The sequence below is a fragment of the Exiguobacterium sp. s163 genome (genome assembly GCF_018617135.1).
Classification (GTDB): domain Bacteria; phylum Bacillota; class Bacilli; order Exiguobacteriales; family Exiguobacteriaceae; genus Exiguobacterium; species Exiguobacterium profundum.
Window position 1 is genome coordinate 66907 of record NZ_JACSJN010000006.1, and the last position, 13268, is coordinate 80174.

General features: G+C 46.8%; 12 protein-coding genes. 7 read left to right on the plus strand and 5 right to left on the minus strand.

The window, feature by feature from the left end:
- Positions 1-66 precede the first annotated feature (66 nt).
- A complete protein-coding gene (locus tag KNO71_RS14305; protein WP_214689108.1) occupies positions 67-2109 on the plus strand; it encodes a heavy metal translocating P-type ATPase in 2043 nt (680 codons plus the stop codon).
- Between the two features lie 39 nt (positions 2110-2148).
- Here KNO71_RS14305 and KNO71_RS14310 read toward each other — a convergent pair whose 3' ends face one another.
- Positions 2149-2772, minus strand: a complete 624-nt coding sequence (locus KNO71_RS14310; protein ID WP_214689110.1) for a hypothetical protein — start codon at positions 2770-2772, stop codon at positions 2149-2151.
- A 152-nt stretch (positions 2773-2924) separates the two neighbouring features.
- Here KNO71_RS14310 and KNO71_RS14315 point away from each other — a divergent pair, with 152 nt between their 5' ends.
- Positions 2925-4994, plus strand: coding sequence for an alpha-amylase family protein (locus KNO71_RS14315; protein WP_214689112.1), 2070 nt, complete (start codon positions 2925-2927; stop codon positions 4992-4994).
- Between the two features lie 27 nt (positions 4995-5021).
- Here the strand turns inward: KNO71_RS14315 and KNO71_RS14320 are convergent, their stop codons facing one another.
- From KNO71_RS14320 to KNO71_RS14330, 3 genes are all read right to left on the minus strand, one after another.
- A complete protein-coding gene (locus tag KNO71_RS14320) occupies positions 5022-7628 on the minus strand; it encodes a putative bifunctional diguanylate cyclase/phosphodiesterase (protein ID WP_214689114.1) in 2607 nt (868 codons plus the stop codon).
- A 114-nt stretch (positions 7629-7742) separates the two neighbouring features.
- Positions 7743-8609 (minus strand): YitT family protein, encoded by an 867-nt coding sequence (locus KNO71_RS14325; protein WP_015880767.1) that lies wholly within the window; start codon positions 8607-8609, stop codon positions 7743-7745.
- Positions 8610-8686: 77 nt separating this feature from the next.
- Positions 8687-9094: a YkvA family protein gene (locus KNO71_RS14330; RefSeq protein ID WP_015880768.1), complete on the minus strand. Its 408-nt coding sequence runs from the start codon at positions 9092-9094 to the stop codon at positions 8687-8689.
- Between the two features lie 112 nt (positions 9095-9206).
- Between KNO71_RS14330 and KNO71_RS14335 the strand changes: the two genes are divergently transcribed.
- Positions 9207-10445, plus strand: a complete 1239-nt coding sequence (locus tag KNO71_RS14335; RefSeq protein ID WP_015880769.1) for an aminopeptidase — start codon at positions 9207-9209, stop codon at positions 10443-10445.
- Positions 10446-10484: 39 nt separating this feature from the next.
- Here the strand turns inward: KNO71_RS14335 and KNO71_RS14340 are convergent, their stop codons facing one another.
- Positions 10485-11267 (minus strand): alpha/beta hydrolase, encoded by a 783-nt coding sequence (locus KNO71_RS14340; protein ID WP_214689116.1) that lies wholly within the window; start codon positions 11265-11267, stop codon positions 10485-10487.
- Between the two features lie 114 nt (positions 11268-11381).
- Here KNO71_RS14340 and KNO71_RS14345 point away from each other — a divergent pair, with 114 nt between their 5' ends.
- The 4 genes from KNO71_RS14345 to KNO71_RS14360 all read left to right on the plus strand — a co-directional run bounded on the left by KNO71_RS14345 (position 11382) and on the right by KNO71_RS14360 (position 13241).
- Entirely contained in the window at positions 11382-11963 is a 582-nt protein-coding gene (locus KNO71_RS14345) for a TetR/AcrR family transcriptional regulator (protein WP_214689118.1), read from the plus strand.
- Positions 11956-12300 carry a DMT family transporter gene (locus KNO71_RS14350; RefSeq protein ID WP_031420984.1) on the plus strand — a complete coding sequence of 115 codons (345 nt, stop codon included), beginning with the start codon at positions 11956-11958 and terminating at the stop codon, positions 12298-12300. The genes KNO71_RS14345 and KNO71_RS14350 overlap by 8 nt, the downstream gene beginning before the upstream one ends.
- Positions 12297-12611, plus strand: coding sequence for a DMT family transporter (locus KNO71_RS14355; RefSeq protein WP_015880773.1), 315 nt, complete (start codon positions 12297-12299; stop codon positions 12609-12611). Before KNO71_RS14350 ends, KNO71_RS14355 begins: the two co-directional genes overlap by 4 nt.
- 72 nt (positions 12612-12683) lie before the next feature.
- A complete protein-coding gene (locus KNO71_RS14360; RefSeq protein WP_015880774.1) occupies positions 12684-13241 on the plus strand; it encodes a GNAT family N-acetyltransferase in 558 nt (185 codons plus the stop codon).
- Positions 13242-13268 lie beyond the last annotated feature (27 nt).

Below are 13268 nucleotides of genomic sequence, written 5' to 3' on the forward strand. Positions count from 1 at the left end.
CTTGTCTTCGATTAAAATTCACGTTACGATATATTCAAATGAACGTTTGAATGTTAGGGGGATATGATGAAAAATCGAGACGTACTACCTGTGTCCGGTATTACCTGTACGAATTGTGCAGCTAAGATTGAGCGAGATGTATCGAAACGTGAAGAAGTCGCATCTTGTCAAATTGATTTTGCGACGAGTCGTATGGTGATTGAGTGGGTGGACCCGTCAAACCGTGACAAGACGCTTCAGTCGATTGAGCAGACGATGGGACGGATTGAACCGGGAGCAAAGTTTGTTAAACAAGACGACGATCAAACCGTAGGACGAGATTGGACGCTTTGGAGATTCCTTATGGCTGCTTTTATTTTTTCAATTGCCATTTGGACAGATTCGACTTTAGGATTCATTGCGGCATATTCACTTGCTGGCTACGACGTCGTATACGGTGCGATCCGGAACGTATGGAACCGGGAATGGTTTGACGAGAAATTTTTAATGACCATTGCGACAATCGGGGCATTCGCCATTTCAGAATACCCGGAAGCGGTAGCAGTCATGCTGTTTTATCAGCTCGGTGAATACGTGCAAGGACGGGCGGTACGCGCCTCCCGAAAATCGATTCAGTCCTTGTTGAATATGAAACCGACCCGAGCGCGTGTACTCGAGGCGGGTCAGGAAATGGAACGATTGCCGGAAGACGTGTCGGTTGGGTCACATCTCGTCATTCGTTCAGGAGAAATAGTCCCGATGGACGGATTCGTCGTGAGTGGGGCGAGTTCCCTAAATACATCGTCTTTGACAGGTGAATCCGTTCCAAGGCAAGTGAGCGCGGGCGAGGAAGTGTTGGCAGGTATGGTCAATATCGAGGGGCGTCTCGTCGTTGAAACGACGAAACTTGCGGCTGAGTCGAGCCTTCAAAAAATGATTGCTCTCGTCGAAGAGGCGAATGGAAAGAAAGCAAAGACGGAACAAATGATCACACGATTGGCAAAAGTCTACACGCCGATCGTGGTAGTCATGGCGACACTTGTCGCATTCGTTCCACCCTTGTTTGTAGGGGACTTGAATGAATGGATTTACCGGGCCTTGATTTTTCTCGTCATCAGTTGCCCGTGTGCACTTGTGATTTCTATCCCGTTAGGTTATTTCGGGGGGATCGGTTCTGGATCGAAACAAGGGATTCTTGTAAAAGGTGGCGAGTTCCTTGACACGTTGACTGAAGTGGATACAGTGGTCTTCGACAAAACAGGGACATTGACGACCGGGCGATTTGAAGTGACCGATGTCGTGACGACAGACGGTATCACCGTTAATGAACTGTTACATTTAGCTGCTCGGGTCGAACGAGCATCCAATCATCCTCTTGCGCAAGCAATCGTCCGTCGTGCTGGGGAGGTTCAAGCGTTTGAATCGATTCAAGAGGAGCCAGGATATGGTCTCCGTGCACGAGATGGTGACGACGAGGTGTATGTAGGGAGTGCCCGTTACATGGAACGGTTAGGTCAAGTGATTGCAGATTCGTCAATCGGGACGAATGTACATGTGATGAAGAATAATCGTTGGCTTGGACGAATCGAACTGATGGATACGGTAAAGCCGGATGCGATGGCTGCAATCGAACAATTGAAACGAATCGGAATCCAGACGGTCATGCTATCTGGAGATCGTCGAGAAGTCGCTACAAAAATTGGCAAGCAACTCGGATTGGATGAAGTACGAGGGGAGTTGCTTCCGCACGAGAAAGTGGAGGCAATCGAACGGATGCTCGGAACGCGTAAAGTTGCTTTCGTCGGGGATGGTATGAATGATGCGGCGGCTTTGGCCCGGGCAGACGTCGGTCTCGTTATGGGTGGCGTCGGAAGCGATACAGCAGTCACGGCGGCGGACGTGGTATTGATGCATGATGCGCCAACGGATGTCATTCGGGCCATTGAGCTAAGCAAACGAACGAAGCGCGTCGTCTGGCAAAATATTTTCCTTGCCTTTGGAATCAAAGCACTTGTCATGCTTTTAGGATTGTTCGGCATCGCAACGATGTGGGAAGCGGTATTTGCGGACGTGGGAGTGGCGCTTCTTGCCATCGCGAACGCGACGCGGTTACTTCGTATGACATTATGAAAGAAGTGTCTCGGTTTTGTACCTGAGACACTTCTTTTTTTATTCGATTCTGTCGTGATGCGTTTTAATGCGCAACAACATAAAGGAGAGGATGACAATAATGGCAAGAAGTAAAAAAGTGATGGTGAAAAGGACTTGTGTCAAGAAAGATACTTGATTCTCTGCCGCAATCAACTCTTTATGAATGTCTTTGTATTGCATTTGTTTGAGAGACCGTAAATCTTCTAAAATCGTTTGCCGAAGTTCTGTCATCGTTTCTGCGACAGCCGTCGCTTTCACTAAGTCGCCTTCTTCATAGATGACGAGAACGCGGTCGGCTTCCTTTTCCCAAATGGCATCTCGTTCGAGTAAATCGAGGACAGAGCTCGGTGTGTCCGGGTCATCGATGATGGATTGTTTAAGGTCTTTGGCTTGTCGAGACATGCTATAGTACATCTCTAAAAAGTGTCGGTCTTCATATGCGAGTAATCCACGGATGGCATTTGCCCGTTCGACGTTATAATACATTACGTCTTCAATCGATTCATAGGAGTCGAGTTGTTCGCCTTGAATGGTTTCAAGACGCTCATTTGTTTCTTTCAATTGCAAAATAAAAATACAAATAATCGAAATAGATAAGATTGATAAACTGATCCATAGTAAAATCCACTTTCGTTGTGACATCGTGACCCTCCCTTCTTCTACATCGTACATGATTTTGTAAAAAACGACAGAAAATATTTTTTTTGAAAAAGGAAAAAACGGGGAAATGTATAATCAATAAAAGTAGTGTCTCTTAATGAGAGAAGACAATTAGATGCATAAGGAGAGTCAATATGTCAGAGAACTCGACGGTACACAAGCTGTGCCAGGTTTTACGAAACAAGCGAACGAATCTTACCTATGAGATTCCAAGTCTTTGGAATCGCATGCGTTTCCATTCCGAGCCGGTTCGAGATGGGGTGGAACGTGTCAATCCATATGATTTTTTGTTGGAAACGATTGAAAAAACGATTTTCCCGTATGCACATGAAAGTCGCGACTATCGTACTTCCATTGCGCTTGCAGACGGACATTTACAAACCGGAGGGGATTGGATCAAACGGGCATCGGTTTACTCCATGCAAGTTCGTACATCGACCTCATGGGACCACGATGGGTCGGGTTACGTTGAAATGGAGAATTCAGTGGGAATGAAAGACACAGGCACTTTTGTGAAAGCGCTTGCATTGATTCCGCATCTTCTCTACATGGGGATCGATACATTATTCCTCTTACCGATTTCGCAACACAGCCATAAAAACAAGAAGGGTGAATTCGGTTCTCCTTATGCCGTGCAAGACTTTTTCGCAATCGATGAAGAGTTGAAGGAAACGTTAACTGGTGACGAGATGACGGTCGAAGAAGAATTTGCCGCATTCGTGGAGGCCTGTCACATGGTAGGAATTCGTGTCGTCATCGATGTCATCCCGCGGACGTGTGCCCGAGATAACCGTCTCATCTTAGAAAACCCGGAATGGTTTTACTGGATTCCCTTGACGGAAGTCGATTACTATCATCCGCCATATGTTCCGGGCATTGGGGAGAACGTCAAACCGGAATTTGCTTTCTTGCCGATGGTGTATAACTCAGAAGACGTATGGCAACACTTGCGACGGTTTTCCATGGCACCGAACTTGATTGATGCGGAGAAGTGGGATCGTGTACGTAACACGTTGCTCGAGCATCCAAAAGAAAACGTGTTGGCGATGATTGAACGAGAGTTCGGCTTGACGACTGCACCTGCTTTCTCGGATTGTATCAATGACCCGCAACCACCATGGTCAGACGTAACCTATTTCCGACTTTTCTTAGACCATCCGCTTGCAGCGGCACCTTATGTGAACGATGCGAACATTGCGCCTTATATTCTGTTTGACTCGATCAAATCCAATCAATTCCGAGGAAATGAGATCAATGAACCCCTTTGGGAGATGCTCGCTGACATCATTCCTCACTATCAACGGGAATACGGTATAGATGGGGCGCGTATTGATATGGGTCATGCCCTTCCGGTTGATTTAGCACAACGAATTTTGGAACAACCGCGTGCCATCGATTCGAATTTCAGCTTTATCGCTGAAGAACTCATCGAGTCTGGAGCCTGGGCGGCGAAGGATGCTGGCTATAACATGATTATCGGATATGGCTTCTATAAAGAACCGCGATTCAACACGCATGAAACTCATCAATTCTTATATGATTCACGCTTTTTACCTCTACCAGTATTTGCGGCAGGTGAAACGGCCGATACACGTCGTCTCGCGACACGGGAAGGTGGACGAAAGGCAAGTCGCTTGTTGACGGTGTTAAACGGATTTATGCCAAATGGAGTCCCGATGACGAACTCGGGGCTTGAATTGTATGAGACACAACCGATGAACACTGGACTCGATTGTCGACCGGAAGAGGCGTATCAACTCTTCCCGACGGACCCTTATTTCGGCAAGCTTGCGTTTTTTGATGCATATCAGTTTCATTGGGACCATCCAGAACGGGATGAAATGATTGAAGTGATGCATCAAGTGGCTGAAATTCGACGTCGATGGTTGGATGTGCTCGTTGATCCGAATCACTTTGAACCGCTCGTTTTAAATGAACCGTTCGCCCCATTCATTGGATTCGCTTGGTTACGGCCAGAAACGAATGATACATTGCTCGTCGTAGCGAATACGAACATGATTGATACGTTACGAGGAGTCGTCACGCTTGATGGGGTAAGACGTCGAAATTGGAATGCGAGTCGTTTTGCAGAGATGGTCTATTCACCTGACTCATGGCCGTATCCGGAGCATTCGTTTGATGACAATTGGAATCTCGTTGTCGATTTGAAACCAGGAGAAGTCAAAGTGTACGAGATGAGATGAAAAAACGCCTTGGACCGAATAAACGGTTCAAGGCGTTGTGTGTTTCATGTAGTAAATGACGAATTCATCGAGCGGCATCGGTTTCGCATAGCGATATCCTTGCATGGAATCACATCCGATTTTACGAAGGAACGTCTCCTGGTACTCGGTTTCGACACCTTCGGCAACGAGCGCCATACCGAGTTGGCGGGCCATGGCGACAATGGTCGTCGTGACCATTTGATATTCGCGATTCTCTTCGAGTTGCATCGTGAACTCACGAGGGATCTTTAGTTCATCGATTGGATAGCGGACAAGGTATGCGAGTGAACTGTACCCTGTTCCGAAATCATCGATGGACAGCTTGATGCCGAGTGCTTTTAATTCTAAAATGCGATTTAATACACGATCTGAGTGATGTGCGGCAACGGTTTCCGTCAATTCAAAATTAAGGCGTGACGGCTCAATCGGGAACCGTTCGAATAGTGTTTTTAAATAATCAATCAAATGTTCATCGAACAACTGACGGACGGAAAGGTTAACGGATAGTTTTGGTAAGTGGATGTCCCCTTGTTCAAACACGTGGATTAATTGGAATGTTTCATGAATCATCCAACGACCTAAATCCTGAATGTGTCCCGTTTCTTCAGCGATCGGAATGAACTGGCTTGGCGGAATGAACGCACCGTTATGTTGCCAGCGCATGAGCGCCTCTGCTCCGATGATTGCCTTCGTCGAGGCATCGACTTGAGGCTGAAGGAAAAGGGATATCTCTCCTTTTTCAAGTGCGGTTTCGAGCCCCTCCATCAACACTTTCCGCTCTTCCTTGTCCTCCCGTAACTCCGGTTCAAACATGACGGTTTCGTCACGGCCTTTGTCTTTCGCACGATACATCGCTAAATCGGCATTTGACAGCAAGTGCTTTAATTTTTTCCCATGCTCCGGGAAACGGACGATCCCAATCGAGGCATGAACTTCGACGAGCGTCCCAGCCATATAATACGGGGGACGATAGACGAGCCGCCGCAATCGTTCCGTCAACATCTCATCGTCTCCATGTTCCGCGACGACGATAAACTCATCGCCTCCGAGTCGTCCGGCATATTCGTTCGGTAATAGTGCAGTCCGCAACCGTTTTCCGATATGTTGTAATAACTGGTCTCCCATATGATGACCGAATTGATCGTTGATTTCTTTAAATCCATCCAAATCGGAGAACATCAATGTGAACGTACGGCCTTCCTCAATCAAGCGTTCAATTTGCTCTTGAAGCGCGTAACGGTTATGAAGACCGGTCAAACTATCGAATTTAGCTTGATACAAAATTTGTTCTTGTTGCTCGATCATCTGGGTGATGTCTTTGGCGATGGCGTAGATGCCCTCGACTTCTCCATCGATAATCATCGGCACGTTGACCAATTGCCACACGCGTGTCTCCCCTTCGTCAGTCATGACACGCACATCGATTGTTCGGGGACGACCGTTTGTCAACTCTTGAAGAATGATGGTATACGGTGCACGGTCTTTCGATTCAATGATGTCTAAGATGTTCGAGCCGAGTAGTGTTTCGGTTGTCAGTCCTAAGATGGAACTGCCGGCCTCGTTGACAGATAGCACTTCGCCATGCAGGTCGAATAAGAAAATCGGTTCTGAATGGTAGGCGAAAAGCGAACGGTATTGCTGTTCACGGATTTCTAATTCATGTGCCTTCGTCGACACGGCAACTTCCAAGTCTGTATTGACCGTATGCAAGCGGTGGCTGATGAGTGCGTTCTGCTTGGAAACGACAAACTGACGAATGAGCAACAAGAGGACGGCATTTGCGATCATCGAGTCCATCACGGATGTTCCGAGAAGACGATCGGAAGCGAGTAAAAACATCATGACGACCACACTATACAGCACATAATCGACAATGGAATCGTAGGCAAGTACATCTTCCGATACATCATCGACCCAGTAGCTGATCGAGATGGTCAAGATACTACTGATTTGTAAGAGGTGAATCACTTCATGTGTGATTCCCGAAAAGACAAACAGCGTGTTAGCAATCGATGCAATCGTGAATCCAAGAATTCCGATGAGCAATAAAATGCGGAACTGTTGACCAGCTGAGACGACTCGATTTAAGTACAGGAATGCGAGCATCATATAGAGGCTGATGAGTAACATCTGCTCTTCAAATCCGCTCAACTGTGACACGAGCGAGACGTCTTGCGTTGAAAAGAACCAAATATGAAGTCCGCCAATCAAAAGGAAACTAAACAGGGCGAATAAATCGAATGTGCGCAGTTTCAAAGTACGAAACTCAATCGATTGCGTGATGACGATTAAAGCCATGATTAAATAAAAGAAATTTTGAAGGAACAACAAGGACTGCGTATTGTCGTTGGTTGAATGATAGTGCATCAGTAAGTACAGCGTGAAACATACATTTCCTGCACTAATCAAAACATGGATAAAACGCCGCATCCCTCTATGTTTAAAAATTGCTACTCCGCTAAAACCAATCGCGGCCCCGGATATGACGAGATAATAGATGAACAACGTGATCTGTCGTAAGTCGTGCGGGGTTAAAAATAAAAATAAAAGTCCGGTAGAAAAAGTTCCGATGAGGATCGCCGGAACGTATTGGCGCAACGAGTGAACAGACAACTCATGCACCTCCTTCTGTATATGTATGGGGCTCTTATTTATTATCGGAACAGAAGAACGAAGATTACACAAAAAAATCGACAACAATCTATATTGTTGTCGAAAATTTTAGATTTACAGTGTATAGGAGTGCTCTTTAAAGTTCCCGACGACTGAATCGATTTCGGATACAGTGACAAACGCCTCAGAATCAATCTCAGATACGATTTGACGAAGGCGTGGGATTTCATTGTTCTGGACGACGACGTACAGCATTTTTTTCGAATCGTTCGAATATCCGCCTGTCGCATCCATAATGGTGACGCCCCGTTTCAAATTCTGCTTGATGACCAAATTGATTTCGTCTGCTTTTTGACAAATGATGAAGCATTGCTTTTGGGCAGCGAAGAATTTATGAATCGTAAGTAGCGTTCGGGATCTGACGAAGCTTAACACAAGCGCGTACATGACAGCTTTGATGTCAAAGACGATGAAGACCAACACATAGACGATGATGTCTTGTGTCAGAAAGATTTTAGGCAACGACAAGTTTCGATTATTCATATAGATGACTTTCCCTAGAATGTCGAGTCCACCGGTGGAAGCTCCTGCAAAGAGGAGAAGTGCGAGTCCAAGCCCTGAAACGATTCCGCTGAACACCGAAGCGACGAGCGGATCATCGAGTGGGGTCGGGGGAATCAAGACTGGCAAACTATCGATGAGGATAGAGGAAAGTACGACGACAATTCCTGTCATCAAGATAAATCGACGTCCCAAATATTTTAGTCCCAATAAAAAGAGTGGGATATTAAGCACGAGCTGTGTCAAACCGATGGGAGTTCCAAACAGTTCATTCGTAATCAACGTGATTCCGACGATTCCCCCAGAACCGATTTCGTTTGGTTTGAGCAGTAAGCTGACAAAGACAGACTGAAGGATTGTCCCGGCAATGATGAACAGTACCGTTTCAAGGGCAACCCGTTTTCGAGATTTTGCATACATAGATAATGGCTAGGCCTGACGCCTCCTTTTTGTAAGTCTTCTGCAAGCGTACTGCTACTTTTACCTCATTTCAAGTCTCACATGTCATTATGGAATCGATCGATATCACTCGCTAATTGCTCATGTACGTAATCGATGACTTGAGCATCATCAAAAAGTCCGAGCGGGACATCGTCTGGAATCGCATCGAATGGGGAGACGAAGTACAGGATGGCCGCAACGAGCTCCTCTTGTTTATCTGCTTGCATCTCAAATTGTTCATTGTAAAGCGCGCGTAACATATTCAGCATTTGTTTCATCTGGAAGTAAAGTGTCAGTTCTTCTTCACGCTCGATGTTACTGATTTCATTGGATGCCACATCGACTGTGACTTTTGCGAGTGCGCGTTCACCTTGAACGAGCAAGTCGCCCAATTGTTCTCGGTCGCGGATGTCTTCTTTCGCTTGTTTTAAAAAATGTGTGTATGTTGTTTTCCAATCTGCCATTTGGATTCCTCCTTCTTTCTTCATCTACTAATATGCCCGTTTTTGCGCATTGGTTGCAACTTTTCCTGAAATTTAAGAAAATAAAGATAACTGAAAAGGAGGAACGATACATATGTCTAAGATTTCGATGCCGACAGAGGCAGATTTCGCACGCTATGCAGAATTAGCGGTGAAAAAAGGTGTGAACATTCAACCTGGTCAACAATTAGAAGTACGTGCTGACATCAGTCAGGCACCACTCGTCCGTCACGTGGTGAAAGCTGCTTATGCGGCAGGAGCGAAGCAAGTATTCGTCAACTGGAGCGACGAAGAAACAGGGAAAATTCGTTATTTCAATGCACCAGCGGATTCATTCAAAGAGTTTCCAGATTGGTTGAAGGCCCGTTTTGAGCAATTGGCTGAAGAAAAAACGGCATTCTTGTCAATCGTCAGTGATGACCCGGATGCGTTGAATGGTGTGGAATCGTCACGCATCTCGGATGCGAACCGTGCAGCAGGACAAGCGCTCGCGAAGTGGCGTCAATATGTGATGAGCGACAATGTGAGCTGGTCAATCGTCGCAGGTGCGTCAGAAGCGTGGGCACAAAAAGTATTCCCGGGACGTGATGATGCGGTTGCGGCATTATGGCAAGCCATCTTCGCAGCAACGCGGATGGATCAAGAAGATGTCGTCGCGGCATGGGATACACACGATCAATCACTTCGTAGCCGTGCGAAGCTATTGACAGAGAAGAAGTATGCGAAGCTTCATTACAAAGCACCAGGGACGGAACTGACAATCGGACTTCCGAAAAAACATGTCTTCCTTGGCGGTGGCGGCCCGAACGTCGATGGCATCGACTTTATCGCGAACATGCCGACGGAAGAGGTGTTCACGCTCGCAGATAAAGACTCTGTGGAAGGTCACGTGTCGAGCACAAAACCACTCAGCTACAGCGGGAACTTGATTGATGAGTTCACCCTTTGGTTTGAAGGTGGGAAAGTCGTCAAAGCGGAGGCGAAGAAAGGGCAAGCGGCTCTTGATGAATTGTTGAACATGGATGAGGGGGCGCGTCGTATCGGTGAAGTAGCGCTCGTTCCGGATGATTCTCCAATCTCGAACTCGGGTCTTCTCTTCTATAACACGTTGTTTGATGAGAATGCATCGTGTCACTTGGCGCTCGGCCGTGCGTACTCGACATGTCTCGAAGGGGGGCCTTCGATGTCACAAGAAGAGCTCGCGGCGAACGGTGCGAACGACTCGATGACACACGTTGACTTCATGATTGGTTCAGCCGAAATGAATATCGATGGTGAACGAGAAGACGGGACGCGTGAGGCAATCATGCGTGACGGGAACTGGGTCATCTAAACGAAAGAGCGAATTCCGAAAGTTACGGAATTCGCTCTTTTACGTGCAATCGTATAGATAGCGCAGTGCGTCAGGCAAGCGGCGGCGCCAGGCCGATTCGTTGTGAATCGCGTCTGGTTCGACCTCATATCGCAAGGCGATGCCTTTCTGCGCGATGACTTCAATCAGTTTCGCATTCGTGAACAGGTAGTCGCTTGGCGTGATTGGCCCACTCTCTTCATTTGTGCCGATGTCCATATATAGTTTACCCGCGAACTCAGCTTGTTTCATTTCTCGAATCAACGGATCAAGATTGGCCCATGCCGCGGTGGAGAGCGAGCCAACTCGTCGAATAGAAGGATAGGTCGCCATCATGTATAAAGAGATGACACCTCCCATCGAGCTCCCCATGACCCCGACATCTTCTGGGTCAGTGGCGAACTCGCTGTCAATTCGTGGTTTTAATTCATTCATGAGCCAATCTGTATACATACGACCTTGGCCACCGAGTGTCGGACGAGTTTTCGCCAGTTCAGGTCCAATCCGACGATATAACATCTCATCTTCCTCATATGAATACTCATCGTAACGGTCTAGCCAGTTCGGGGCACTCGCGATGGCGACGACCATGAGCGGGAGTTGGAGCAGGTCGATGCAACGATCGATTTCCCAACCTTCTCCATATGTAGCAGTGTTTCCAGAAAACACATTTTGTCCATCATGCATATACAGGACGGGAAGCGGGGTGCTGACGTCGACCCAGTCTGGTCGAAATACGCGGACGATCCGCTTTTGACCACGTACTTTCTCCGTCGGAATCGACACGTTTAATTGTTCAATCATCTTTCGTCACCTCTTTCTACTTATATTGTGGAGAATCATGAACCAAAATACAATTGCTTGACTTGACTACCTACCGTTCGTTAGTTAGAGTGTAAGACAAGGAGAGTGAATGACATGAATACAAAAGAAAAAATCATGCAGTCTGCTCGCACACGCTTCGCACGGGAAGGTTACGAAGGGTTGTCACTAGCGGCAGTAGCGGAAGATGTAGGAATTCGCAAGCCGTCTTTATATGCCCATATCGATGGGAAAGAACAATTGTTCAAACAAGTCGTCACAGACATGGCGAATCGTTACGAAGAAGTATGGCAGACAACGAGTGACGATACGGTAGGACGACCACCTTTAGAACGAATCGAGTCAATCGTCAACACGCTCACGTCCTTCTTTAGTGATCATGAGACATGGATGTTGACGAAACGAATGTTACTTGTCCCTCCCCCGGAGTTTCGAGAGTATATCGAGGAAGTCATCGGGACGGTCGAAACCAAGCTGAAACGATTTGAGAAAGAACAATTTCGACTGGCGATGGAGCGTGGCGATTTACCGGTACAATCGCTCGATGAACTATATGCTGCGTACTATTGCTTTTTAGATGGCGCCTTACTGTCGTTATTCACATTTGAAGAGGATCGGGAGATGCGACAACAAGCTGCGTTTCGAATTTTCAAGAAAGGGGTGGGTTGGGATGAGTAAAGAGAAGGGTGCATGGATTTCCCTCCTGTTTGCAGGACTACTCGAAATCGTCTGGGCGACGACGATGAAGCTGTCTGAAGGCTTCACGGTTTTAGGTCCGACATTGTGGACAATCGTGTTATTGATTCTTAGTTTCGGATTATTGGCGAAAGCGTTTCGGACGCTCCCTGCCGGTACGGGGTACGCCGTATTCACAGGAATCGGAGCGGTCGGCACAGTCATAGTTGGTGCCTTCTTATTTGACGAGGGGCTTAGTGGATGGAAACTAATCCTTGTGACGACGTTGATTATCGGCATCATCGGATTGAAGCAAGTGACAGGAGGGGAAGAGGCATGAGTTGGGTTTATCTGATTGGAGCAGGAATTGCTGAAATGACAGCCGTTTTCTTTATGGGGAAATCGAAAGGATACCAGATTTTAAAATGGTCGATTGCATCAATTTTATCGTTTGCGCTCAGCTTTTATTGGTTATCGAAATCACTTGAGGTCATTCCTCTTAGTCTTGCCTATTCCATCTGGGTAGGTATCGGTGCGGCCGGCGGCGTCATTTTAGGTATGCTTTATTTGAACGAATCGAAAAGTCGTTGGCGTATCTTTTATTTGACGTTGATTATCGGGAGTGTGGTCGGATTAAAAGTTGTGGCCTAAAGGGTTGAAATGTGCTGAAAACGGGAATTTAATAATTCAGATTATGATGATGAAAGAAAGGGGCGGAAAACGATGCATCTTGTCGAGTTGCAATCTGAACGTTTGCGGTTTGAACCGTATACGCTTTCTGATTTCTATTTTGTCAAATCGCTTCTCCAAGATCCTCGGGTGATGCGCTTCATCAGTCCGGATGGGAGACCGTACACTGACGAACAGACGATTGAGTGGTTTGAACGTCAATTGGCTCGTTATGAGACAGGACGCCAGACCGGTCTCCTGAAGCTCATGACATTTGACAGTGATGAACCGATTGGTCACGCAGGTACGTTATTGCATGAATTGGACGGTAAAATCGAGTTGGAAGTCGGATATTGGTTGTCACCGAAGCATTGGCATATGGGATATGGTCGAGAAGCCGCCGCGCGTCTGATGCAGCATGCTTTTACGGAAGGCGAGAAGGAGATTATTTCTCTGATTCATCCGGATAATGTTCCGTCTCAACGTGTCGCTAAGGCGAACGGTCTTCATTGGGATCGAGATACATTCTATAAGGACATGCTCGTCTCCGTTTATGCGGGCGATTTGGAGCGGTTATGTCGACATATCGACCGTCAACAAATGACACGATGAAAAAGTCTCTAAAAAAATAAAAAAGTT